This window comes from Mesorhizobium waitakense, assembly GCF_056431085.1.
The window spans coordinates 17,148-41,875 of record NZ_JBWKME010000002.1; the positions used below are offsets into that span (position 1 = coordinate 17,148).

Annotated in this window: 22 protein-coding genes and 1 pseudogene; 20 read left to right on the forward strand and 3 right to left on the reverse strand. The window is 54.8% G+C overall.

Translation table 11 applies throughout. The annotated features are described in order from the left end of the window. Nucleotides 1–15: 15 nt before the first annotated feature. The 12 genes from pseC to AC07FD_RS00125 all read left to right on the forward strand — a co-directional run bounded on the left by pseC (nucleotide 16) and on the right by AC07FD_RS00125 (nucleotide 12,521). A complete protein-coding gene (gene pseC, locus AC07FD_RS00070; protein ID WP_478348180.1) occupies nucleotides 16–1,176 on the forward strand; it encodes a UDP-4-amino-4,6-dideoxy-N-acetyl-beta-L-altrosamine transaminase in 1,161 nt (386 codons plus the stop codon). Continuing rightward, nucleotides 1,173–1,874 carry a pseudaminic acid cytidylyltransferase gene (pseF, locus tag AC07FD_RS00075; protein WP_478348181.1) on the forward strand — a complete coding sequence of 234 codons (702 nt, stop codon included), beginning with the start codon at nucleotides 1,173–1,175 and terminating at the stop codon, nucleotides 1,872–1,874. Before pseC ends, pseF begins: the two co-directional genes overlap by 4 nt. Nucleotides 1,875–1,905: 31 nt before the next feature. Next, the gene (pseG, locus tag AC07FD_RS00080; RefSeq protein WP_478348182.1) at nucleotides 1,906–2,994 is read left to right on the forward strand and encodes a UDP-2,4-diacetamido-2,4,6-trideoxy-beta-L-altropyranose hydrolase; all 1,089 of its coding nucleotides are present in this window, start codon (nucleotides 1,906–1,908) and stop codon (nucleotides 2,992–2,994) included. Beyond that, nucleotides 2,987–3,517 carry a UDP-4-amino-4,6-dideoxy-N-acetyl-beta-L-altrosamine N-acetyltransferase gene (pseH, locus tag AC07FD_RS00085; RefSeq protein WP_478348183.1) on the forward strand — a complete coding sequence of 177 codons (531 nt, stop codon included), beginning with the start codon at nucleotides 2,987–2,989 and terminating at the stop codon, nucleotides 3,515–3,517. Before pseG ends, pseH begins: the two co-directional genes overlap by 8 nt. Beyond that, nucleotides 3,514–4,575, forward strand: coding sequence for a pseudaminic acid synthase (gene pseI / locus AC07FD_RS00090; RefSeq protein WP_478348184.1), 1,062 nt, complete (start codon nucleotides 3,514–3,516; stop codon nucleotides 4,573–4,575). Before pseH ends, pseI begins: the two co-directional genes overlap by 4 nt. Further along, a complete protein-coding gene (locus tag AC07FD_RS00095; RefSeq protein ID WP_478348185.1) occupies nucleotides 4,572–6,035 on the forward strand; it encodes a capsular polysaccharide export protein, LipB/KpsS family in 1,464 nt (487 codons plus the stop codon). Before pseI ends, AC07FD_RS00095 begins: the two co-directional genes overlap by 4 nt. A gap of 70 nt (nucleotides 6,036–6,105) precedes the next feature. After that, on the forward strand, nucleotides 6,106–7,272 hold the full coding sequence (locus tag AC07FD_RS00100; RefSeq protein WP_478348186.1) for a glycosyltransferase: 1,167 nt from the start codon (nucleotides 6,106–6,108) through the stop codon (nucleotides 7,270–7,272). An 18-nt stretch (nucleotides 7,273–7,290) separates the two neighbouring features. Next, nucleotides 7,291–8,319 (forward strand): polysaccharide biosynthesis protein, encoded by a 1,029-nt coding sequence (locus AC07FD_RS00105; protein WP_095204565.1) that lies wholly within the window; start codon nucleotides 7,291–7,293, stop codon nucleotides 8,317–8,319. A 133-nt stretch (nucleotides 8,320–8,452) separates the two neighbouring features. Further along, a complete protein-coding gene (locus AC07FD_RS00110; RefSeq protein WP_478348187.1) occupies nucleotides 8,453–9,391 on the forward strand; it encodes a dTDP-4-dehydrorhamnose reductase family protein in 939 nt (312 codons plus the stop codon). 109 nt (nucleotides 9,392–9,500) lie between these two features. Beyond that, nucleotides 9,501–10,631: a non-hydrolyzing UDP-N-acetylglucosamine 2-epimerase gene (gene wecB, locus AC07FD_RS00115; RefSeq protein WP_478348188.1), complete on the forward strand. Its 1,131-nt coding sequence runs from the start codon at nucleotides 9,501–9,503 to the stop codon at nucleotides 10,629–10,631. A gap of 10 nt (nucleotides 10,632–10,641) precedes the next feature. Then, the gene (locus tag AC07FD_RS00120; RefSeq protein ID WP_379097609.1) at nucleotides 10,642–11,835 is read left to right on the forward strand and encodes a glycosyltransferase family 4 protein; all 1,194 of its coding nucleotides are present in this window, start codon (nucleotides 10,642–10,644) and stop codon (nucleotides 11,833–11,835) included. 284 nt (nucleotides 11,836–12,119) lie between these two features. Beyond that, the gene (locus AC07FD_RS00125) at nucleotides 12,120–12,521 is read left to right on the forward strand and encodes a hypothetical protein (protein WP_478348189.1); all 402 of its coding nucleotides are present in this window, start codon (nucleotides 12,120–12,122) and stop codon (nucleotides 12,519–12,521) included. A gap of 78 nt (nucleotides 12,522–12,599) precedes the next feature. Here the strand turns inward: AC07FD_RS00125 and AC07FD_RS00130 are convergent, their stop codons facing one another. Together AC07FD_RS00130 and AC07FD_RS00135 are read right to left on the reverse strand one after the other, a co-directional pair. After that, entirely contained in the window at nucleotides 12,600–12,782 is a 183-nt protein-coding gene (locus AC07FD_RS00130; RefSeq protein ID WP_478348190.1) for a hypothetical protein, read from the reverse strand. Between the two features lie 364 nt (nucleotides 12,783–13,146). Further along, nucleotides 13,147–14,232, reverse strand: coding sequence for a glycosyl hydrolase family 28-related protein (locus tag AC07FD_RS00135; protein ID WP_478348191.1), 1,086 nt, complete (start codon nucleotides 14,230–14,232; stop codon nucleotides 13,147–13,149). Between the two features lie 82 nt (nucleotides 14,233–14,314). On the opposite strand from AC07FD_RS00135, the gene AC07FD_RS00140 reads away from it, so the two are divergent. From AC07FD_RS00140 to AC07FD_RS00175, 8 genes are all read left to right on the forward strand, one after another. Beyond that, a complete protein-coding gene (locus AC07FD_RS00140) occupies nucleotides 14,315–15,676 on the forward strand; it encodes an O-antigen ligase family protein (RefSeq protein ID WP_478348192.1) in 1,362 nt (453 codons plus the stop codon). A gap of 789 nt (nucleotides 15,677–16,465) precedes the next feature. Next, entirely contained in the window at nucleotides 16,466–16,975 is a 510-nt protein-coding gene (locus tag AC07FD_RS00145) for a hypothetical protein (RefSeq protein WP_478348193.1), read from the forward strand. Nucleotides 16,976–17,313: 338 nt separating this feature from the next. Beyond that, complete coding sequence (locus AC07FD_RS00150; protein ID WP_478348194.1) at nucleotides 17,314–18,126, forward strand: tyrosine-protein phosphatase; 813 nt, start codon at nucleotides 17,314–17,316, stop codon at nucleotides 18,124–18,126. Continuing rightward, nucleotides 18,123–18,899: a polysaccharide biosynthesis/export family protein gene (locus tag AC07FD_RS00155; protein WP_478348195.1), complete on the forward strand. Its 777-nt coding sequence runs from the start codon at nucleotides 18,123–18,125 to the stop codon at nucleotides 18,897–18,899. The genes AC07FD_RS00150 and AC07FD_RS00155 overlap by 4 nt, the downstream gene beginning before the upstream one ends. A gap of 99 nt (nucleotides 18,900–18,998) precedes the next feature. Continuing rightward, on the forward strand, nucleotides 18,999–21,320 hold the full coding sequence (locus tag AC07FD_RS00160) for a GumC family protein (RefSeq protein WP_478348196.1): 2,322 nt from the start codon (nucleotides 18,999–19,001) through the stop codon (nucleotides 21,318–21,320). A 7-nt stretch (nucleotides 21,321–21,327) separates the two neighbouring features. Next, nucleotides 21,328–22,467 (forward strand): tetratricopeptide repeat protein, encoded by a 1,140-nt coding sequence (locus AC07FD_RS00165; protein WP_478348197.1) that lies wholly within the window; start codon nucleotides 21,328–21,330, stop codon nucleotides 22,465–22,467. Beyond that, nucleotides 22,464–23,777 (forward strand): O-antigen ligase family protein, encoded by a 1,314-nt coding sequence (locus AC07FD_RS00170; RefSeq protein ID WP_478348198.1) that lies wholly within the window; start codon nucleotides 22,464–22,466, stop codon nucleotides 23,775–23,777. Before AC07FD_RS00165 ends, AC07FD_RS00170 begins: the two co-directional genes overlap by 4 nt. A 75-nt stretch (nucleotides 23,778–23,852) precedes the next feature. After that, nucleotides 23,853–24,089: a hypothetical protein gene (locus AC07FD_RS00175; RefSeq protein WP_478348199.1), complete on the forward strand. Its 237-nt coding sequence runs from the start codon at nucleotides 23,853–23,855 to the stop codon at nucleotides 24,087–24,089. Between the two features lie 470 nt (nucleotides 24,090–24,559). On the opposite strand, the pseudogene AC07FD_RS00180 reads toward AC07FD_RS00175, so the two are convergent. Further along, nucleotides 24,560–24,728 (reverse strand): annotated as a pseudogene (locus AC07FD_RS00180) (LLM class flavin-dependent oxidoreductase); the annotation flags it as partial.

Consider the following 24,728-nt stretch of genomic DNA (forward strand, 5'->3'; position numbering starts at 1 on the left):
AATACAGGCGAACCTATGATCCGCTACGGACAGCAAGATATTACGCAGGCTGACATCGATGCCGTTGTGGGCGTTCTGACGTCCGCCAACCTTACTCAAGGCCCCAACATCCCGAAGTTTGAGCGGAGTGTAATAGTGCGTACTGGTGCCAGGCATGGGGTGGCCGTCAACAGCGCAACCTCGGCACTTCACATCGCCTGTCTTGCGCTGGACCTCGGGCCTGGAGACTTCCTCTGGACCTCGCCGAACACTTTTGTGGCCACGGCGAATTGCGCGCTCTATTGCGGCGCTCAAGTGAGCTTCGTGGATGTCGACCCGCGTACTTATAACCTCTGTCCTCGGGCCTTGGAGGAAAAGCTCGTTGAAGCTGAAAAGGTCGGCCGCCTGCCGAAAATTGTGGCCCCTGTTCACCACACCGGCCAGCCCTGCGACATGGAGGCCATTCACGCCCTTGGTGAAAAGTACGGGTTCAAGATCCTCGAAGATGCCTCGCACGCCATCGGCGCCCGCTACAAGGGAGAGCCGGTCGGAAGTGGCCGATACAGCGACATCACCGTGTTTAGTTTTCATCCAGTAAAGATCATCACGACCGCTGAAGGCGGGATGGCCTTAACGAACAATGATGAGCTGGCAACGCGCTTGAGCCTACTGCGAAGTCATGGCATCACGCGAGAGCCAGCGCTCATGACGCAGGAAATGGATGGCCCTTGGTACTATCAACAGGTGGCTCTCGGCTACAATTACCGTATGACGGACATGCAGGCTGCCCTAGGCGTGAGCCAAGTTGCTCGCCTGACCCAGTACGTAAAGCGGCGACACGAGATCGCGGACCGTTACAACAAGCTCTTGGCCAACCTGCCGCTGACGCTGCCGTGGCAACATCCAGATAGCTACTCTGCCTATCATTTGTATGTGATCCGGCTGCAGCTGGAGGAGATAGGCGTGTCGCATCTAGAGGTTTTCGAGGCAATGCGCGCCAGGGACATCATGGTCAACCTGCATTACATCCCGGTGCATACCCAACCTTATTATCAGATGATGGGTTTCCGGAACGGCGACTACCCGGAGGCTGAGCGCTATTACCGGGAGGCTATCAGTATCCCAATGCATCCGGCATTGACCGACGCGGACCAGGAGTTCGTGGTTAAGGTGCTACGCGAGGCTATGGGGCTATGAGGCTCGCCGTGATTCCTGCGCGGGGCGGTTCGAAGCGCATCCCACGCAAGAACATCCGCACCTTTTGCGGGCTGCCGATAGTTGCGTGGTCAATTCGCGCAGCCGTACAGAGCGCCTGTTTCGATCGTATCATTGTCAGCACGGACGATATTGAGATCGCCGAGGTCGCAAAAGAATACGGCGCAGAAGTGCCTTTTTTGCGCCCGAGCGAACTGTCTGACGACCACACTGGAACTGTTCCCGTTGTGGCACATGCCATCCAATGGCATGCGACGGAGGGTGCTCCTGCCAGACAGGTTTGTTGCATCTATGCCACTGCGCCATTTGTGCAGGCGAGCGACCTGCGACAGGGTCTAGAGATCCTTTGGGCGACCGAGGCCGACTTCGCCTTCTCGGTGACGAGTTACGCCTTTCCCATTCACAGGGCGTTGCGTGTCACGTCAGGTCAACGCGTGGCGATGTTCCAGCCGGAGCATCTTGGGAGCCGCTCGCAAGACCTTGAGGAGGCCTGGCACGATGCGGGTCAATTCTACTGGGGTCGCGCCGAGGCTTGGCTCGAGAACAAGCCTGTGTTGGGGCAGGGCAGCGTCCCTGTGTTCTTGCCACGCCATCGTGTGCAAGACATCGACACACCCGAGGATTGGAAGCGGGCGGAACTTATGTTCCAGATCCTAAACCAGGACACGGGACCGGAATGATCCAAAAATGTCCCCGCGGCGATTGAAACGCTTGCAGATCGCCTTTCGAACTGATGCCTCGATCGAGATTGGCACTGGTCATGTCATGCGCTGTCTTACGCTGGCTGACGCGCTTCGCGAGCGCGGGGCGGAATGCCAGTTCATTTGCCGTCTACACAATGGCCACCTTATGGATCTCATAGCAGAGCGCGGATACATGGCCGTCGCGCTGCCCAAGCCGCCTAAGGAGGCCTTTAAGGCGTGTGCGGTTCCACCCCATGCCTACTGGCTGGGGACGGACTGGGCTCGAGATGCGCAAGAGACGTGCCAGGCCATCGCGGCTGTGGATTGTCTGATCGTAGATCATTACGGGCTAGACCGCCGCTGGGAGGAAGAGCTTCGTTCTGCCTGTCGGCTCCTGATGATCATTGACGACTTGGCTGACCGCCCGCACAATTGCGATCTGTTGCTCGACCAGAGCCTCGGTCGCACCGAACAGGACTACAATGGCCTGCTGAGCGCCCACGCCATAACATTGCTCGGACCGGACTATGCGCTACTGCGGCCCGAGTTCGCAGAGCTGCGCGCAGAAAGTCTTGCTCGTCGGGTTCAACCGAAACTCGAGCACGTGCTCGTAACCATGGGCGGTGTAGACAGGGAGAACGTCACGGGCTCTGTGTTGGACGCGCTCGATGAGGGCACCTTGCCCCCGAATTTTCGGATCACGGTTGTCATGGGGCCCCACGCGCCCTGGATAGATCAGGTGCGTATCCGCGCGGCCGCGATGCGCTACCCGACTCGGGTCCTGGTCGGTGTGAGCGACATGGCCCGCTTGATGGCCGAAAGCGACCTTTCTATCGGCGCGGCCGGAAGCACTTCCTGGGAGCGCTGCTGCATGGGCCTGCCCAGCTTTGTGTTGGTGCTAGCAGACAACCAATATACCGTGGCCTCGGCGCTACAATTGTCGGGCGCCGTCGTAGCCCTGCAGAAGCCCTCACAAGTTGTAACGCACTTGGAGGAGCGCCTGGTGTCAGGGACGGTTGGTCAGCTTCTCCTTGACCTAAGCAACGCCGCCGCAAGGGTCACTGACGGAGAAGGTGTTACCCGGGTCGCCGATCGGATGGTCTGTGAATATGGCTGAGCTGTATCGAGTTCGGGCGATGATTGTTGACGATCTGCCTTTGGTCTTGGCATGGCGAAATCATTGGGACGTACGTCGTTTCATGTTTACCCAGCACGAAATTGGCGTGGACGAGCACCGGAATTGGTTCTCCCGGCTGTGCAATGATCAAACCCGCCGGTTGCTGATAGTTGTGATTGGAGAAGTCCCTATCGGCTACGTCCAGTTCGATAATGTCGCTGACGGCGGGGTGTCGAATTGGGGTTTTTATGCCGATCCCAAGGCAGCAAAAGGAACCGGGAAAATACTCGGCTTCACGGCGCTGAATTATGCCTTTGGCGAATTGAACCTGCATAAGGTTTGCGGCCAAGCCGTTGATTTCAACACGGCCTCTATCGCGCTGCACGAACGTTTAGGTTTTGCTCAGGAGGGCCTGTTGCGGGAGCAACAACGGATCCAGGGGTTGTATCGCGCCATCGTTTGCTTTGGGTTGCTGAAAAGCGACTGGAATATTCGAATGATACCTCTTGGAGAACCCAGTTGAGCTATATCCAGATCGCCGGGCGCCGGATCGGCTCGGATCAGCCCCCCTATGTCATTGCCGAACTGTCAGCCAACCACAACGGCAGAATCGAAACGGCGTTACGCATCGTCGAGGAGGCCAAGAGGGCCGGAGCAGATGCCGTCAAGCTGCAGACCTACAAACCCGACACGATCACGCTCGATAGCGACGGCGAGGAGTTCCGCATCAAGGGCGGTTTGTGGGATGGGCGCACGCTCTATGATCTCTATCAGGAAGCGCATTTGCCCTGGGATTGGCACAAGCTCCTCTTCGATCATGCCCGCAAGGTGGCCATTACCATCTTCAGTTCGCCCTTCGACAGTACGGCGATTGATCTCCTGGAAGACCTGAATGCGCCAGCTTACAAGATCGCCTCGTTCGAAGCTGTCGATCTGCCGTTGATCAAATACGCCGCCAGCACAGGCAAGCCGATGATCATCTCGACCGGCATGGCGGATGCGGAGGAGATTCGGGAAGCCATCGACGCTGCGCGGGAAGGCGGCTGCAGGGAATTGGCCATTCTGCACTGCGTCAGCGGTTATCCGGCTCCGGCCGATGACTACAATCTGCACACGATGCGCGACATGATTGAGCGGTTCGGACTGGTCACGGGCCTTTCTGATCATACGCTGGACAATACTACCGCCATTACCAGTGTGGCCTTGGGTGCCTCGATCATCGAAAAGCACTTCACTCTCGACCGCGCCGGCGGTGGGCCAGACGATAGCTTCTCGCTGGAACCTACCGAAATGGCGGCCTTGTGCGCCGGCGTGAAAACGGCCTGGCAGGCGCTCGGCAAGGTGGACTACGGGCGCAAATCGAGCGAGCAGGGGAACGTCAAGTTCCGCCGGTCGCTGTATTTTGTACGGGACCTAAAGGCAGGGGATGTCATTACGCGAGACAGCGTACGCAGCGTCCGACCCGGGTTTGGGCTTGCGCCTAAGAATCTCGAAGCAGTGTTGGGCCGTACAGTGACCCGGGACATTCGTTCGTCGACGGCCGTACTCCCTGAACTGATCGATAGCTGGCCGCCACGATGAACGTTCTCCTTCTGTCAAATAGCGCGCCGAACTACTTTCATTTCTTCAACGCACTCGCGGCGCGGTTCAGCAACGATGGCGCCACCGTAGCTGTTGCGGTAGACAGCGCGTTTTCTCGCGAAGAGAACGGCTTGGATTCCGCGGGCTTTGCTGCGATCTATGACTTCTCGTCCTTCTTTGCGAACCATCATGTCGATTTCGATATTCTAGCCCGCTATGCCGGATATGATTTGAACTCTGCCCTACTATCCGACTTCGAGCGTGCGCAGGTCTACGGGATCTGGGGAGAGGGTGCCGACCTCGATTTCTTCGATCACCTAAAAAGCGCCCTGCTAACGTATTTCGAGGAGATATTCGACAAGCATGGCACAGAGCTCGTCTTGTATGAAAATGTCTCCAACACGTTTGCGCATTTCGCGCTTTTCGTAGCCCAGGAACGGCACGCCGTTTATTTTGGTTTAGGCGGCTCTCGCCTACCCGGTCGCTTTTCCGTTTCTGCAGATCCTTTGGCGGATGACTCTGTCGAGAAAGCTTTTGCTGGAATTCGAAATGGTCAAAAGACAGTGGCGCCGGATGTTCACCAGTGGGTAGAGAACTACATCACCAACATAGAAACGATCGTTCCCGATTACATGAAAATCAATGGGCTGGAACGTATCGCCTTGATTAAGCGGTACTTTCGGCGTGGCCGCCTCAGTAGGATCAAGGCACTCATACGCCACGCGTCCGACAGCCGTACCAATTCGTTCCAGATCGGCAATCCCCTGCGCACACATGTAAGCCTCTTTCTGCGCAATGTGCGTCGTCGTCTCAAAGTCGGCAGGGTTCGCGGCATGTATCAAAAAGCGGTCGCTGGTGAACGATTTCTTTTATACCCGATCCACTTCCACCCTGAAGCCTCGACATCCATCCTCGCTGGGGCCTACCTCGACGAATATGAAGTAATCCGCAACATTGCCTTCAGTCTGCCCGAGGGCGTCCGCTTGTATGTCAAGGATCATATGAGCGCTTGGGGATACCCCTCGCTCAAATTTTACCAACGTATTCGGTCTCTTCCCAATGTAAGGTTGCTGGGGCCGGACGAACCGACAAAGCAACTGATCAAATCGTCTGTCGGAGTCATTACTCTCACAAGCACTGTCGGTTACGAGGCGCTTCTGCTTAAAAAGCAGGTGTTTCTCTATGGGCGTGTATTTTACGGATTTCACAAGGGCGTCGTCCCGGTAGTAAATCCTGCCAATCTCCGTCGCACTATATCAGACAGCTTGGCCTCTACGACGAGCTGGGACGACCAGTATAATCATGACTTCGTCTGCGCCTATTGGCTGTCAACCTTGCCAGGAGCACTTAATCTTATGCTCGATCGTGAGCCAGCCGCTCAAGCTGCCGAGCACATCTATCGTGAGTTGCTAAAGTCTGGGCGATTGCACGGATACCCACCGGTAAAGAGCGCAGCTTAAAGGGCGCGCCTAAGTAGCTACGGCTCCCGCCTTAAGGTGCGGAGGCAGGCATATTGTTGCGTGTGCGGAAATGAAAAAGATCAAAGTTCTTTGTGTCGTCGACTTTTATCTTCCGGGTTTCAGGGGCGGCGGGCCGATTCGCACGCTTGCCAATATGTGTGAAGCTCTGTGCAGTAACGTTGAGTTTTTCATTTTTACACGGGATCGTGATTTGGGCTCCGATGAGCCATATCCGGGGGTCCGTGCCAATAAGTGGCTGCGCTCACCAAATGGTTTTATTTATTATGCCGACCCAAGAAAATTTAACGCCAGCCATATGGTCAAGGCAACGGAGTTGCATAGCTTCGATGTTCTGTATCTGAACAGCTTCTTTGGATACCGATCGTCTATTTCGATTTATCTCAAACAACGTTTGGTCCAGGGAAATGGCCCGAATGTCTGCATTGCGCCACGAGGCGAATTTTCTGGCGGTGCCCTCTCGATCAAGCGCCTCAAAAAACGGATGTATCTAAGCTGCGCCAAGCTGGTGGGACTGTATCGTAGTGTGCATTGGCACGCTTCCACCCCATTGGAGGCTGAAGATATTCAGCGTCAGTTTCCTTATTCAAGGGGGAAAATCCATCTTGCCGCCGATCCGGTGTCCGCCGCAGGTAAATACTCCATGCCCCCTGAACATTCGCGAAAAACAGCGGGCCAACTGGCGATCGCCTTCATATCGCGCATATCACCAATGAAGAATCTGGCTGGCCTGCTCGAGATCCTTTCCCGAGTCGACCGCAAAATCAAACTCACCATTTTTGGCCCTATAGAGGACGCTGCCTACTGGCAGAATTGCCAGGCCATGATTGAACGCCTCCCGTCCCACATAGCGGTCGAATATCGGGGAATGCTGGAGCCCGATGAGGTTTCCGCAACGTTTGCGGCATTTGATCTGTTCGCCTTTCCCACGCTGGGGGAGAATTTCGGGCATGTGATCTTTGAGGCTCTGCGCGCCGGTACGCCCGTTTTGGTTAGTGATCGGACCCCTTGGCGGGCCGTTTCATCTGGCGCAATCACAGTAGTCCCGCTCGGTTCTATCGACATATGGCGACAGCAACTGTCGGTCGCGGCGGACAGAGATTCCCAAGAGCAACGATTGCTCCAAATGGCCGCGATTGAATTCGCCAAACGCTACGCCGCATCAGACGCGGCGCGATCTGACACTCTGGCAATGTTCCGTTCTGTAGCAGCCAGTTGAAGTAGAAAAGGATGCTCGATGTTTACCGGCAAGACCCTCCTCATAACCGGCGGCACTGGTTCATTCGGAAATGCCGTTTTGCGCCGATTTCTCGATTCCGATTTAGCTGAAATCCGCATCTTCAGCCGGGATGAGAAGAAGCAGGACGACATGCGCAAGAAATACAACAACCCCAAGGTCAAATTCTATATTGGGGACGTGCGCGACTATCAGTCCGTCCTCAACGCCGTTCGAGGGGTGAATTTCATTTATCACGCCGCCGCACTCAAGCAGGTGCCGTCCTGCGAATTCTACCCGCTTGAGGCCGTCAAGACCAACGTGCTGGGTACGGAGAACACCCTGGAAGCCGCCATAAACTGCGGTGTGGAGCGTGTGATCTGCCTGAGCACGGATAAGGCGGTGTATCCAATCAATGCCATGGGTATCAGCAAGGCGATGATGGAGAAGGTCATCGTCGCGAAGTCGCGATCGAGCAACAAAACCGCCATATGCGCTACCCGCTACGGCAATGTGATGGCTTCGCGCGGCTCGGTAATTCCATTGTTCACAAACCAAATTCGCGCCGGCCAGCCCATCACAATCACTGACGCGGCCATGACCCGTTTCATGATGACATTGGACGACGCGGTCGACCTGGTGCTTTACGCTTTCGAGCATGGCAATCCCGGTGAGATCTTCGTGCAGAAGGCCCCGGCAGCTACGATTGAGACCTTGGCCAGGGCCCTGACCGGCCTGCTGGGGGCCCCTGAGCATCCGATCAGGATTATAGGTACGCGACACGGCGAGAAATTGTTCGAGGCTCTGCTCAGCCGAGAGGAAAGAGTGGCAGCGCAGGACTTGGGCAACTACTTCCGTGTTCCACCAGATTTGCGCGATCTGAACTATGGAAAATTCTTCGAGCAAGGCGAGATCGAGATTTCGCAATCGACAGATTACAACTCGCACAACACCACAAGATTGGACGTCGCGGAGATGCAGGCCTTATTGATGAAACTTCGGTTTGTGCAAGCTATTGTCCGTGGCGAGCATGTCGAACCCGAAGAGTGAGCCAGATGACATGCCCTTGGTCCCGTTTGAAATGGTCGTTGAAAGCTGGCTGTTTGCTCGCGAGGACCAAACCGCCTGCGTCTAAGACAAAGATCTCTTATCGGTATGGTTTTAGGTTCGCACCAGAAAGGCGATGCGTAACGTGAAAACGAACAGAATCCTTGTCTTGGGCGCTGGAGGTATGCTGGGAAACGCGGTCTTCCGGTTCTTCTCGGCCGATCATCGATACGCAACCGTTGGAACCCTCCGATCATCGACCAAAAAACGCCATTTTCTGCCTCACGAGCATGGTAGCCTCATATCCAATCTCGATGTTCGGAACGACGGAGATCTGACAGCCGTGTTCGCCGAAATCCAACCGGATGTCGTGGTAAACTGCGTCGGAGTCATCAAGCAGCTTGAGGCTTCGCGAAACCATCTCACGTCGCTGTCAATCAACGCTTCTCTCCCTCATCGCTTGGCGCAGCTTTCCCGCGTGGCCGGGGCCCGTTTGGTACATGTGAGCACGGATTGTGTTTTCTCAGGTAGCAAGGGTAATTATCTGGAATCCGATTTTGCCGATGCCAACGATTTGTACGGGAGAACGAAGTTTCTGGGTGAGGTCGATTACCCGAATGCGGTGACACTCCGCACGTCAATCATCGGTCACGAACTGGAGAGCTCAAAAAGTCTGGTCGACTGGTTTTTGAGTCAGAAAGGCCAGGTGAAGGGCTACAAGAATGCTGTTTTTTCTGGCTTGCCCGCGGTAGAGATAGCGCGCGTGATCAAAGAGTTTGTCGTTTCAAATGCCGAATTGAGGGGTCTTTTTCATGTTTCAGCCGATCCCATCAACAAATTCGATCTTCTGTCGTTGGTCTCGAGGGTCTACAGCAAGGAAATAGATATTATTGCCGACACATCCGTCACGGTCGATCGCTCCCTGAATTCTGACCTATTTAGGAGGACGACGGGCTTTCTACCCGATCCGTGGTCGGACCTCGTGTCGACCATGCATAAGAGCTATCTCAAGTACAACCAGCAGGTCGTCGGCAGTAAAGAGCTTGACGCTTTGACAGGTCAGGATCGCTCCTAGGAAGCGAATTACAGCGGTTTCTCTTTGGGGATTTGCGACGTAGCTCGCTTCCTCGGCTGGTGGTCTAAAACATCGCTGGGCCCGGAGAGTTCAAGTGGGGAGTGGATTGGTGAACAAGCTGAAGGTTATGACGATCGTCGGGACGCGCCCCGAAATCATCCGATTGTCGCGTGTCATCGACCGGCTGGATCAATCGTGCGACCAATGTCTCGTGCATACGGGCCAGAACTATGACTATGAGTTGAATGGAATTTTTTTCGAGCAGCTTAAGATTCGCCGCCCCGATGTGTTTCTTGAAGCATCAGGAAACACTGCCGCCGAAACGATTGGTCGCGTAATCGAGGCGACCGACAAAGTGCTCCGAGAGCGCCGGCCAGAGGCGGTTTTGTTGCTTGGGGACACAAATAGCTGTCTCGCGGCAATTGCGGCCAAACGATTGAGGATTCCTGTTTTTCATATGGAAGCCGGCAATCGTTGTTTCGATTCACGGGTTCCGGAGGAGATAAACCGCCGAATAGTTGATCATGTAGCCGACATTCATCTCACGTACAGTGACATCGCGCGAAACTATCTGCTACGAGAAGGGATTGCCCCCGATCAAATTATAAAGACGGGTAGCCCGATGCTTGAAGTCCTAAATTACTATATGGATGAAATCAACAAATCGGATGTCTTGGGTCAGCTCTCTCTTGAACGAGGGAAGTACTTCGTCATGAGTGCTCATCGCGAAGAGAACATCGACTTACCGGATAAAATGACCCGGATTGCTGACATCGCCAATCACATAGCGCAGGAACACGACGTTCCGCTGATTTGTTCGACGCACCCGCGCACCCGGTCGCGGCTGAACTCGTTGAACCTCCAAATGGACTCGAGGATCCACTTTATGAAGCCCTTCGGCTTCTTGGACTATGTTCATCTGCAGATGAATGCAAAAGCGGTCCTGTCCGACAGTGGTACGATCACGGAAGAGTCCTCCATCCTGAATTTTCCGGCGCTCAACTTGCGCGAGGCGCATGAGCGTCCCGAGGGGATGGAGGAAGGTACGGTAATGATGGTGGGCTTGGACGTCGACCGGGTATGTCAGGGCCTTGCAATCTTGGAAAACCAACCGCGTGGCGCGGAGCGTGGGCTTCGCCTGGTTGCCGACTATAACATCCCCAATGTCAGCGAAAAGGTGGTTCGCATAATCCACAGCTATACTGACTATGTGAATCGAGTTGTGTGGAAGAAGTACTGAGCGGCGCCAGATGCGGATCGCTTTGATTGCGGATACTTTTCCGCCGCTGCGAACGTCGGGCGCGGTACAACTGAGGGATCTTTCGCGCGAATTTGCGCGGCAAGGGCATCGGCTGACGGTCATGCTGCCGGCGGCCGATCTGGGCCGCCCCTGGGCAATTGAGGAGCTTGATGGTGTAACGGTGCTGCGCCTGCGAGCGCCGCCTACCAAGGAAATTGGCTATGTGAGGCGTACCTGGAATGAGTTCGTCATGCCTTTTGCCATGTTGCGCAATCTGCGCAAAAGCCCGCTGGCGGGGCAGCGATGGGACGGGATCGTTTGGTATGCTCCCTCTATCTTCCATGGGCCTATGGCGAGCGCACTTAAGCGCGAAAGCGGCTGCAAGGGATATCTGATCATTCGCGACATCTTTCCCGAATGGGCGGTTGATATGGGCCTGATGGGCCGCGGTCTTCCCTACCGTTTCTTTGATTCCATCGCGCGCTACCAATACTCGGTTGCTGACGTAATCGGCGTCCAGACGCCGGGCAACCTTGTTTACTTCGACCGGTGGCGGCGGAAGTCGGGGCGCGTCCTCGAGGTGCTGCAAAACTGGCTGGACAAGCCTTCAAACGTGCGTTGTTCAATCCGCGTTAGCGAGACACCGTTGGCCGGGCGTAAGCTCTTCGTGTACGCGGGCAACATGGGGGTGGCTCAAAGCGTCGGCATTGTACTGGACTTGGCGCAGAGAATGGCCTCCCGGATCGACGTAGGTTTCCTGCTGGTCGGTCGGGGCAGTGAGGCCCGAAGACTTAGGGAAAAGGCGCAAGCTCTCGGCCTCACCAACGTGGTCTTTTTCGACGAGATCCACCCCGACGAAATTCCGGATCTCTACGCACAGTGCCGGATTGGGATCGTTTCGTTGGATCTTCGCCATAGATCGCACAACATACCGGGCAAGTTCCTGACATATATGCAAAACGGCCTCCCTGCACTCGTGCGCTTGAACCCAGGCAACGACTTGGCCGAGCTGATCCGAAACGAGCGGGTTGGCGAAGAGTGCCAGAGCGATCAACTGGATGAACTGGTGGCGAAGGCGGAAAGGCTACTGGTACAAGTTGAAACGGATGCCGACCTGCCCGGACGTTGCAGGCAATTGTTCGATCGCCAGTTTTCCGCCGAGCAGGCGGTGTCTCAAATCGCAGAAGCCCTTTCCAAGCCATAATTATTGCGCGCGATCTTGGTCTCAAGGGGAGGGCGCTGGCTTCCCCTTCGCGGTCGGACTGCTCCCTGTCTCCCGCAATAGCTGACCACGACCATTCGGCTATAGGCCAGGCCTGCGGCGAACTATGATTTCGGGCGACGATTTTCTGCGGCGGGTTTCGGCGGTGCGTGACCAGGAGCCCTGCGCTCAACGACATGCCGAGGTTTTGTCGGTGCCGTCTTCACAACGACCTTGGGGCTTCCTCTGTCATTTCTCTTTTTTGATTGCTGAGACGGATCGCCAGTATGGTTGACGGAGAACCGAATGACGTGCGACTGAAAAATGTCGACGGTCAATGGATTGTTCAGGTCGTCGAAAACGGCAAAGTAACTCTGCATTTATTCAACGCTCAAGACCTTGCCCAGAGCTACGCCGAACTCCAGCGAATGAGACTCGGCCTGCCCGGAAAGCCACCAATTTGGAGGGAGAACACGGTGGATGAGCGCCCTAAGAGACTTCGAGAAATACAAGACTTCATTATCCACGATGTTCACGACCTCGACGAGTACTCTGATCGTGGTATTGTCGCTACCTTGGTTGATCCGCACGGAGTCCGCCTCCGTCTCCACCTTACAGTCGTGACGTCAGAATTGCTTTGCGAACGCATCGCCGACGCGCTGGAGCGCCGGTACGGCCGATATCCGTGATCACGCTGTACTGCGGCTGTCCTCAACTCTTCTTCGCCCGACGTCGGACGCCCAGACTCTGCCTGGCCGGCGACGCTATCACGACACCGACAGCACCACGGTGTTGGCACTATCAGAATCGAGGCCTGTAGGAAGATCGATGAATAAATTGATCGCTATTCCTGTTGTCGGGCTGGTGTTTGCCGTTGGCTTCATGGCTGTCATTGTTTCGCAGAGAGCCAGACCACGTCCGCTGCCACGCGCCACGCTTTCGCCATTCACCGGGCAGCTCAACATTCCTTCGATAGACGATCTTCGGGTTGGGGGCCGCAAGATTGTCCTGTGCGGTGCCGCGTCGACAAAACCGATGGCCTTACGTGGAATGGTTACGGACGCAGCGCGGCGAGATTTTCAGGGAATGGTTTTGAATTGCAAGCCGGTCGGCTCAGGCACTCCCTGCGATGGGAAGACCGGAACCAGGTTGGGGGATGCAGTGGTCGTCCAGTGCCTTACGCAGGACGGGGGTGACTTGGCGGCTATTCTCACTCAAAGGGGCTTACTCTGTGGCCAGCCTAGCCAGATTGGGGCGACTTATAGAGCTTGTTGATCTCGTTGATACGGAGTGCGCCAGGGGCTCACCGTCCATTTATGGCTCTATGCCGCCAGTGCCGACCTTGCCATCCTTGATCACGACCACCTTGCTTAGGTCGCCAGATATACCCCCTTCGGTCTCACCAATTATGCAAGCTGAAATCCCAAGACCAAGATCAATCTGATTTCCGCGTCCGCTTGTGATGCGAGATCCTACAACCTGCAGATGTCCGAATGGACCAAGGTTCGTCGCCATCTCAACTACCGTAGATATTTTTCTGCCAGACAGAATTTCGCTGCCAATGATATTTAATGACGATGATTGGTTGCCTCCCGCAAAAACTATATTCGCCCTTCCGTGATTCTCTTCCACATGACATCCGACCATGGTTACCTTGCCCGCATTGGAGAACTCCATAGTGACAACGCCATCGTCAGCACTTCCATCGAAGTTGTTGCCTTCGATCTCACATTGGTTGAAAGTCATCACGCTATTCGGGAAGTTTTCCGCAAACCCGGCTTTAGTGTTTTCAAAAATAAAGCATGAGTTGAAATGGATGTCATTGGCACCGAACGTTTTGGTGCTGGTGAAGTGATAGCCGTAAGCGTTGCTGTAAAGCTCCACTTCAAGGAAGCGCAGGATCAGGGCGCCAACACCGGATATGCCTTTCTCGTAGCCCCTGACCTTGCAATTGCGAACTCGTACAGTTGCTCCATTGATAATGGAAATCCCGATGGAGCCGGAAATATCTCGGCCCGGTCCCGAGAAGGATAACCCGTCCATTTCGCTTCGTTGCTTGGCCTGCGGTGCGGGCGTCGGGTTTGACGGATCAAATTCGAACGCCGGGCCTGCATGGGTCGAGACGATCTCTGCATTGTCCCCCAATATCTTGATGCTGCGAATGTGAAAGTTACCATGGACCCGGATGGGAGCACTTATTTTATAGGTGCCTTCGGGGATTCTGACGACGCCTCCGCCAACTAGCTTCACCTCGTCAACCGTGCGCTGGATGGACGCGGTATCATCTTTTACGCCATCGCCAGCTGCATCGAATGAGAGAACATCGTGCCGGGAGGCCTTCGGTACGGCCGGAGCTGCTGCAATAAGAGGAGCTGCACCTAGAAATTGCCGTCGATCCATGTGCCTCTCCCTCTCAGTGGCATTAGGTAACTACCAAATCCCTCAATAGTTGTCTCCCGCAGAAGATGGGACCCAAGATTTTGTGATCAAGCTTATGAAAGATGTTGGACAATTCGATTCTGTGGCCGCGTTGCGCGCACTCTTTATTATAGCGCTCCCTGCCATCGGAAATGCCGGCTACATTGGCGCTTACGTTTTGATGGCAGTCTGGGCACTGGGTGGGCCTATGAGAGCGGTAGAAGCGCTTTGCCTCTCGGTGGTCGTAGGTATGGCAAACCCAGCCCTATTTCCCGCACCGGATGCCGTGGCGCTGCTACGCTGGCTTGTGCTTTTTGTAGCATTTGGAACCGCGTTGTTCTCAAAGCGGCCGCAACCTTGGCTTTGGCCCCCCGTTCTAAAGGTTGGAGCCGCCTTCGTCGCGGTGGTCGCAATGGAAACCCTGATCTCGAGCTACGCCAAGGATGTGTCGTTATCCAAGTTGATAGTATTCTTCATCGGCATCACGGCGGTAATTTTGAACGTGCAGCTCGCCAAAGAAGAGGACCAAGAGCGGCTAATCCGATGGATGCTTACCTTTTGCTCAGTCTTCGTGTTTGTTAGTTTTCCTTTGCTGTTCACCGCTTCCGGATTTATTGCAAATAATCATGGCTTCCAGGGCCTATTGAACCAGCCGCAAGCGTACGGCGTTTTCCTGGGGCCATTCACGGCATGGATGATCGTTCGGGTGTACACGGGCGGGTCGCGCGGTCTGTTTTGGTGGATTGTCACAACTCTTTGCCTCGTTTCTCTGGTTGCCACGGAAGCACGCACCGGCATGTTAGCGGTTCTGATAGCGCTGCCCTTCGCGGCTGTAGTTGGGCGTATATCGGGTGAAGGTCAGGCATTCAGATCCATCATAGCTGTCTTGCTTTTGTTCTGTGGCGGCGTTTTCGTGATGGGCTATGCCCACGATGCTGTCATGCCGATGGTCCAGAACCTCGCCTTCAAGCTCAACAATGCCGATACCTTTTCTGGCGCGCTCATGGAATCGCGCGGCGTCGTGATAGACAAATCGCTGCCGAATTTTTACGCCAATCCCATCTTTGGCATCGGATTTGGCCTTCCGTCTTCACCGTGGGACTTGGACGTAACGCGCGTTATGGGCATCCCCGTGGGAAATCCAGTCGAGAAGGGCGTGATCGTGCTTTCTGTGTTGGAAGAACTCGGCGCTGTGGGTTTTATCGGGTTCGTCCTTGTTGTGGGCGCCGTCGTTTACCGACCTCTTAGTTGGAGATCGGAGCAGGCTGTCGCGATCACCTTTGCTGCTCTCGCTACCAACGCCGGGGAAGCAACTTTGTTCTCCCCTGGCGGCATGGGGTTGATGGTCTGGATATGGCTAGCATGCGGAAGCTGTGCGCCGCTTCGAATGGTATTTCAGCCACCTCGAAAGACTACGTTTCAGTAGCGGATTTCGGTGACGGAACGTTCATCCCCATAATCGCAATGATCCATCCAGATTTTCGCCTCACCTTATGGCGCTCTGCGCCGAAACGATGACCCTGTAGGGCAGTCTGTCTCAGCGCAGCAGCGCGCGAAGAAGCAAGGCAAGCGAACCGCGTGTTGATGGCCGTCTCGATCAGACGCGCGATGCAAATCCCAGCGACTAATCGTCATCGAGGCGTTCTGGCATTGTCTTGTAGTCGGGCTCGCGAAGATTTTCCGCCTGAAATATTCGATGGTCCCGACGTTCAGAGCGTTTAAACAAATTTCCGTGCCCGACACACGCTTTGACATCGTAATAGACACATCATATACTTGTCAAAATCGACAGATCTGCCTATGTATAAGTGAAAACTTGCAACTTTAAAATAATACACTCTACGAAAAGGCATAGATAGTGCCACATAAGAAACAGACTTGCCATACGCCCCACAATATCATAACGTTATCTGGTGGTTACTGCACATAAGGGGCATAAAGATATCGACGTTATTTCTATAACCGTGAGAAAACGATCGGAAAATAGGTAACGTTCATGCGTAAATCACATAATGACTGTTCATACGCTATATATGTACATTGAGTATGTTAATACGCAGTCGCTAAAATACTGTGTTCAAACAGGCACGTGTCGAATCAAAAGCTTATCTCGCACGTGCGAAACAGGTTGGAATCAGAACCAAAAGCTGTTAGGCGCTTATCGCAAGCATTGACTTGGTCGCGTTCGAACGGCGCAAACAAAGGATCGAAGCAGATGAATGTTATCTCGAAACGTGCGTTGGCCGGTTTGGTCACATTGGTCGGTTTTGGCTCAGTCCCAGTTTTCGCTCAGGATGCAGCGTGCAGTTGTGCGACGGCTTATCAGGGTCCAGCAAATCCGATCGGATCGATCCGAAATGTAACTGGCAACGTGATGGTTTCGCAGACGGCCGGTTATGTGCCTGCCAAAGCCGGAAGCGCTTTGGACTTCGGCAGTCGCTTGGTGGTTGGCGCCAAGGGCTCGGCGTCCGTTCAGGTTGGTGATTGCAGGCTGAGCGTGCCGGCGAATGCAAGTCTCGACATTTCGCGTATCGAAAACAAAATCTGTCTCAAGGTGGTGAATCCCGAACACACCGCAGCCACTGTAAGCCCCGAGCACACGGGTGCCATTGACCCGTCCCGCAAGTTTGCATTTGGCTTGCCTGAGCAGTTGTTTGCAGGCGCGCTTCTCACTGCTGGAGTTCTCACGGCAACTCAGGACGATGATAATGGCGTGAGCCGCTAGGGCGATTGTGAGCAGTGAGTTCATTGTCTTGCGTCAGTGAACGTCAATCAAATGCAGGCCGGTATGTGCGTGTCGCCCAATGCTCCAGGGGCGACAGTCACTCCTGCTAGTACCAGCCCTCGGCTCGTGCCCGTTCTGCTGGGCGATGCAGCTGTGGGTGGTGCAGCAGCACCCTTCCTAAGCCTTCAAGGTGACGAAAATTCTGTCAGCAGGTAGCTGGAATTTCGCGGCCGCCACTCTGCAGTCATCAACCGTGTCAATTGCCACAAAGCGGCGGATACGTTTGTGTTCTTTCTTAGCGAAGTCGCTGTTTTGCCCTCACGTGGCCAGAAACGCTTATGATCGACCTGCATTCTCATATCTTGCCTGGTCTCGACGACGGCTCGCCCAATATTGCTGAATCGCTGGAAATGGCGAGGTTGGCGGTGGCCGACGGGACGACCCATATGGCGTGCACGCCCCATGTCGTACCCGGCATGTACGAAAACGGGACAGAGAATATCGTTCGAGCGGTCCATTCGTTGGAGCAAGCGTTGCGGCGCGCTGACATACCGCTCGCTCTCTATGTGGGTGCCGACGTCCACATAACTCCAGATCTTCCTAATCAGCTGACCCTCGGCAAGGTGCCGACTTTAAACAGGTCGCGCTATTTTCTATTCGAGCCGCCTCACCACGTGTTACCGCCGCGGTTGGAAGAACTTGCTATGCGCCTCATAGAGGCCGGGTTCGTCCCCATCCTCACTCACCCGGAGCGTTTAACCTGGATCAAGGCGAATTATGACGTGGTCGAACGGCTGAATAGGCTCGGGTGCCTTATACAGCTTACTGCAGACTCGGTTGTTGGCGCTTTCGGGCGTACCGCCCACTACTACTCGGAAAAGCTGATAGGCGAAGGCCGGGTCGATATTATCGCATCCGATACTCATGGTGCCAAGCGCCGTCGGCCTGGCCTTTCGCAAGCGTTTGATGTCGCCGCGAAGCGGTGTGGGGAAGATGAGGCTTACAATATGGTAGTGAGGCGGCCGAGCGCCATATTGGCGAACCGGCCGCTTGAGCCTGTTGGAAAAACTACGTTTGCAAAGACGCCAAGCCCCGACAAGGTCGGCCGCTTCGGGGGGATAGGTCGTTTGCTAAAGGGCGTATCCTCATGATGCGCGATTTGATGAACTGCGCCATGACCGCTATAGCCGTGATGCTCGGTTCCCTCACCATGTCGGCTTGCACCAGCACCTCGCCGACGGCACCGACGTCGATCGACGCGCTGGAACTCACATCATCGGCATCGGCTCCCTTATCGGGCGGTGGCGCTCTGCGGGTTGTGAAGGATCTTCCTGCTCCTCAAAATAGCCAGAACGGCAGCGAGCAGCCGTTGTCGCCGAATGACGTGCTCGAGGTCGATGTGTTCCAAGTCGACAATCTGAACAGGACGGTTCAGGTCGACGCCAGCGGGCAAATTTCGCTTCCACTGATCGGAACAATGATGGCAGCAGGAAAAACCGTCCGTCAGTTGGAGAAGGAAATCGAAGCGGCTTACGGCGCGCAATATCTGCAATCCCCGGACGTGACAATTTTCGTCAAGGAATCGATTGGACAGCGCATAACCGTTGATGGCGAAGTCACCAAGGCCGGCATCTACCCCGTATCGAGCAACGCTTCATTGATCGACGCGATTGCTCTTGCCGGTGGGTTCAATACTATTGGCGACGCAGGAAAAGTATTTGTTTATCGCAATATTGGTCAAAATACGCTCGTGACGAACTATAATGTCGAGAACATTCGCGCTGGTAAAAGCCCCAATCCACGCATCTACGGTGGCGACAAGGTGGTCGTGTTTCCTTCAAAATCGAAAATCGCCTTGAACAACCTGAAGGACGCCCTCGGAGTTGCGTCAACTGCAGTGAGAATTGGCGTACTCGCGCCGTGACGCGGGCGGCATGTCAACTCCTTATGAACCAGGACCGCCAGCACTATGCTCGATCGTAGCAGGCAACACCAGATAGCAGGTCCGGGACATGGCCAAGCCATGTCTTCGGATCTTTACTATGACGGCGGCCAAAACTATAGCCCCTATGGTCGAGATACTGAACAGGAGCAGGGCTTTAATCCGCTCAAGCTGCTCTTCTACGCTGTCCACTATCGATGGCTGATCGCCATGATGATGGCTGCCGGGCTTGTTGCCGGCGTCGTCGTGACGATGATGCAGACACCCAAATATCAGGCAACGACGCAGCTAGAGGTCTTAGTCCCTTCGGCGAAGGTCTTCCAGGACATCGAGGTGGTTTCCGAAAGCAGCGATATCCGAGCCTTTCAGACCGCCCGTGAAAAGTTGAAGAGCCGAGCATTGGCGCAACGCGTTGTCTTCCAACTGGGCCTTAGCGAAAAGCCGGACTTCCTGTTTCCGACACCGGATTTTTCGATAAGCAACATTTTCTATCGTGCATTCAGAATCTCAAAAGCTCCCTCAATCGAAGAGAAAACTCCGGAACAACGTGAAGCCATTGCGATCAAGCGCGTTTTGAGCGATCTCACGGTTAATCTGGTAACCAACACAAGTCTGTTGTCGATCACCTTTTTGGACCAGAAGCCGAAATATGCTAGTGACGTGGCCAACCAAGTCGCACAGAGTTATATCGATCAGCGGTTGGATCAAACCAGCGCGACGTCTGATTTAGCGCGGCAATTCATCCAAGAGCAGGTCTTACAGGTCAAGCAGAAGCTCCAGAAATCCGAGGAGGATCTCGTCGCTTACGCGAGGGATGCGGGCATTACGATCACCGGTAGCGACAAGTCGCTTATCGGATCGAACATCGAGGCCCTCAATGTGGCGCTCCAGACGGCAACCCAGGAGCGGTCCGATGCCGGATCGGTTGTGGATCAGATCGACAAGGGACGCGGTGCGAGCCTTGGCCCGGTGCTCGAAAGCAAGGGCCTGCAGGTACTTAGTGATAAGTTGGCTGATCTCAACAGCCAGTATCAGCAGAAGCTCGGCATATTGAAGCCCGGTTTTCCGGAAATGCAGCAATTGCAGGCCCAGATCAGAGAACTGCAGCGCGTTTATAACAACGGTGTTCTGGCGATTACTGATTCTCTGCGGCTCAAGTACCAGGAATCTCAAAACAAGGAAGCTGACCTTAGAACCAAACTTGTCGATATGGAAAGGCAGCAGGTCGATTTCAATGACAAGAATATCAAATATACGATCCTGAAGCGTGAAGTCGACTCAAACCGGTCTCAGTATGACAGTCTTATTGCCAAGTTAAATGAAGTCGGAGTCAGTTCCGAGCTCAAGACACAGAGTGCCGCGATCGTGGATTTCGCGACGCAGCCGACGGCGCCTTATTCTCCGCGCCTGAGCATCAATCTCACAATTGCATTGGCCCTCTTCATGGCGATCAGCAGCTCGATTATTTATGTGATCGAGCTGCTGAACAACACGTTTACCAATCCCGAGCAGATCGAAAAGGAACTTGGACTGGCGATGCTCGGTATCTTGCCCCACGTCGATGATCGCGAGCTCATTGCCAGCATTGCGGACCATAAGTCAGGCCTGTCCGAAGCCTATCGGTCGCTTCGAACATCTTTACAGTTCTCCGGCGCTGAAGGCGCGCCGCGTTCGCTTCTGGTCACGAGTTCTGAGCCGGCGGAGGGCAAGTCGACGACGGCGTTCAAGCTTGGTCAAGATTTTGCGGCACTTGGAGCAAGAGTGCTGCTTGTCGACGGCGATCTTCGAAAGCCGAACCTTCACCGACTGTTTGGTCTCGACAATACGATCGGGTTGAGCAACCTGCTGACTAACACTGTCCGCAAGGAAGATCTAGCTGGCCTCTTCCGGTCAACTAAATATCCCAATGTGACGGTTCTGACATCTGGTACCATTCCACCCAATCCTGCGGATCTTCTGTCTTCGCCGAAAATGGCGTTGATCGTGACCAATCTTAGTAAACGGTACGACCTGGTGATAATAGACGCTCCACCGATCGTCGGCCTGTCGGATGCCCCTATTCTCAGCCGGCTAGCCGAGGGTACGTTGATGGTCGTTTCGACGAAGCAGGTCACCCGCAAGTCGGCGAAGACAGCCCTGAAGCGTCTGCGTGCTGCCGGCGCCAACGTGGTTGGAGCAGCAATGTCGAAGTTTGCGGTGAACAAGTTTGACTACAATTATGCCTATAAGTACATGAACTATCAATATTATAACTATGGCACGAGTACCCCGAAACTTGAGGGTAAAGTTGATGACGGCGCAGACCAGCCCACTCGCCCAAGATCTTCGACGTTCAGGCATTTGGTTCGTCGCATCCGTTCTAGTATTAGTGGCTTCGTCGATAGGGCTAAGTCGACTCCTTGAGACAGATATGCCAGCCATTTCAATGGCGCTGGATCCGGTGAATGTCGACGCGTTGATAGGGGAAATTTCCGATGACCTGAACGATACCGCCAATCCCCCTGATCTTGACGCGCTTGCCGCCAGGGCAAAAGGCGCACTTCGCTTTAATGTCGGAGATGCACGCCTCTATAGCTTAATCGGCGAGATAGAATACCGGCAGGGCAAGAAGGATGACGCGTATGCGCTCTTCGATCAGGCACGAAGGCTGTCGAAAACGGAGATCCATGCGCTCCAGAGATCCATAGGCCATTCGATCGAGATGGGTGATCTGTCGAAGGCTGTAAACGAGCTCGATACACTTCTGCGGCGCTGGCCGGATCAGTTTCCGGCCGTCGCCGAGGGCCTTCCGGCAATGCTTTCTAACCCTGACGGATATCACGCCGTGCTGGCATCAATTGCAGCGGGAGCACCGTGGCGGGCCAACTTGTTTTCCGCTCTTGGAAAATCACGCCCGGGGCTCGATTTTGCAAATCAGCTGCTCCTTGACTTGGCCGGATCCGGTGCGCCACCGAAATCGGGGGAACTGTCCTCCGTAATCACCGGGTATATCGCGCAGAAGGAATATGAACAGGCTTATCGGCTGTTTCTCTTCAGTCTGACCGATGACCAACGAAAGCTGGGTGGATATGTTTTTAACAGCACCTTTGAACCCGGGTTCGGGGGGAAGCCTTTCGATTGGCAGGTTCGCGACCAGTCAGGCCTCGAAGTGACGTTCGTGACATCCCAAAATGCTGTTGAAGGGGAGGGAGGGGCGACGGTTCGGTTTTTGGACACGCCGGTGAAGAACACTGCTCTCCAACAATATATCGAGCTGCCGCCCGGTTCCTACAGAATTTCCTTGGTCGCATCCGGACGAGACCTGAAGCTCCCCAAAGAACTGTTCTGGACCATTAGATGTGTGGGTTCGGCGGGCGAAATAGCGCGGTTTAACATTCCTGAGGGCACGTTCAATCGTCAGAGTCTGAGCCAGGAATTTTCTGTTGGACCGGACGTATGCCCCATGCAGTTGTTGCGGTTGGAAACCGCGGCAATAGCTGACAGTTGGCGGTTTCGCTATATCGGTACCTTGGTCATGCACAAATTGAACATTGAGAGAATCTCACCTTGAGCGCGCGACCGTCGGAATGGGACAAATATCTCCTCGGCTCGGTCCTGTTCACGTCCTTGCTGATAGGTGGCGGTACGGCCAGCGGCCTGTATACCGATACGCTGATCGAGATCATGGCATTTATCTCTGCGGCGGTTGCCTTGTCTCGAACGTCAACCCAAACAACGCCCGGGTCAGTTCTCTGGCTGCTTTTCCTGACGGCGGCGTTGCTTATACTTCAAATCGTTCCGCTGCCGGCAAGCCTTTTTGTTGGTCTGCGGCCGGGACTGCTGCTCGGTGGTCCCTGGCTGACTGATGAAACTCGGTTCATCAGTGTCGGGGTGGGGCGAACGATCGAGTGTCTGCTGTACGTGGTAGCATCGGCAGCTTTTTTCCTGGGTGTCATGCGTTTGCGCTCCGACCAAGTCTACGGTCTGCTCCCCTTCTTTTTCATGGGTGCAATCTGCAACGGATTGGCAGGAGCGATTCAATATTCGCTCTCAGATAACATCGCGATCGAGGGGTTGTTGCCATTCACGATCAATGCAGGACTTTTCGCCAACCGAAACCATTTTTCGGCTTTGCTTTTCGTCTCCATTCCCTTCGTTATCTACTACGGCCTGTTCCGTGGACATCTCCTCTCCGGGGCGATTGGTCTGATCGCACTTCTGCTGCTCCTTTTGGCGGCAGGGTCTCGTGCCGGCGTTCTTATCGGGTTGGCCATCACCCTGGTGTCCGTCATCTTTCTCTCGGCTCGCTCGAGTATAAGGGGCTTTAGCGTATTTGCCCTCTTCGTTGGGCTTTCCGTCTACACGATAGGAGCATGGACGACGATCGATGCAAAGGAGCTTGATTCTGCCTTCGGACGCGCGGAGTTTGCCCGCACGACCATCGATGGAATAGAAGAGAATTGGGTTGCCGGAGTCGGTTTTGGGAATTTTCAGAAGGCCTACCAGATATACGAAAAGGAAGGGATGATATTCAGATCGTATGTGAACCATGCCCATAACGAGTATCTTGAAATTGCCTTCGAGGGCGGCGTCATCGCTGCCCTCTTGATCGCTTTGTACCTATTCCTTCTTCTGTTTGCGTTTGCCAGAATTCGCCGGGACTCCTTTCAGAAAGCAGCGTTTCTTTCTGTAGCGTTCTTGCTTGTGCATTCTCTGGTCGACTACCCGTTGCGCACCGCCGCGCTCGTGATGACCTTCGCCTATATGAATGCCATCATCTTTCATCGCGGGATCACGGAGCGCATGGACCAAAAGCCGGTACTGGTAGAAGTTGACCACAATGGCGACAAGCTGCTTGTTCCCGTTGCAGCGTCTCCGTAGGCGCCGCACAGGCAGTGAATGGTGCACGTAAGTTCCAAGTTCCAAGAGCAGAACTTGACACTGTGGGGGGGCGACATGGGGAAAGACTTTGATCTTCTCGGCGGCGAACGTATCGCGGCGTGCCAGATCGACGAGTTGATCGGGATTGCTCGCGGCCTCGCGGCTGACGGTTTGATCAATCAAGCCGAGGTTGAGTTCCTGCAGAGCTGGCTTGCCACCAACGCCGACATCAGCGACCAGCCAATCATTCGGGCTCTCTACGAGCGCACAAACGAAATCCTGCGAGATGCGAGATGGCATCGTCGACGATGAGGAGCGAGCCGAGCTGCTCGATACGCGCTATTCGGCGCTCCGTGCACTCGCCGCAGGTTCTCATCTGCTGCGCGCTTCGCCTTGAGGAGCGCAGACAGCGAAGCCTCCACTGCCTCGAAAAGCTCGCGACGGTGGCTCAATTCCGTGACCGGCTCGCCATTTTGGGGAGGTAATCCGTGCAGATGCCTGGCGTGGATCATCCAATCCATCTCCTGACCGCTTCATTTGGCACCGACCTCTTTCAGCCGGCGGATCCTTCCGACCGCCGGATCATGTTGACGATCCCTCGGGAGATTTGCCTCTTGTAAAGAGCGTAACGGTCTGAGCCGTCTTACCTGCGTTGCTGTTACTCTACCGTGCAGTGGCCTTGGAAAATATGACAGATGGACCACAATAATCGGGTTTAAGCTGAAGACTTCTCAGCGAATCCTGAAAAAAGGGAACAGCAGGTCTTCGATCTTCATGATGCATCAAGCGGTCGCCCTTTGCAGTCCGCTGAATGTGTTTTGCGGACGCGGCAGACCGAAATGGTCCCGTAGCGTTGCCCCGTCATAATCGTGCCGGAAAAGTCCGCGCCTGCGCAAGATAGGCACCACCTCCTCGGCGAATATGTCGAACCCGCCCTGTAGATAGGGCGGC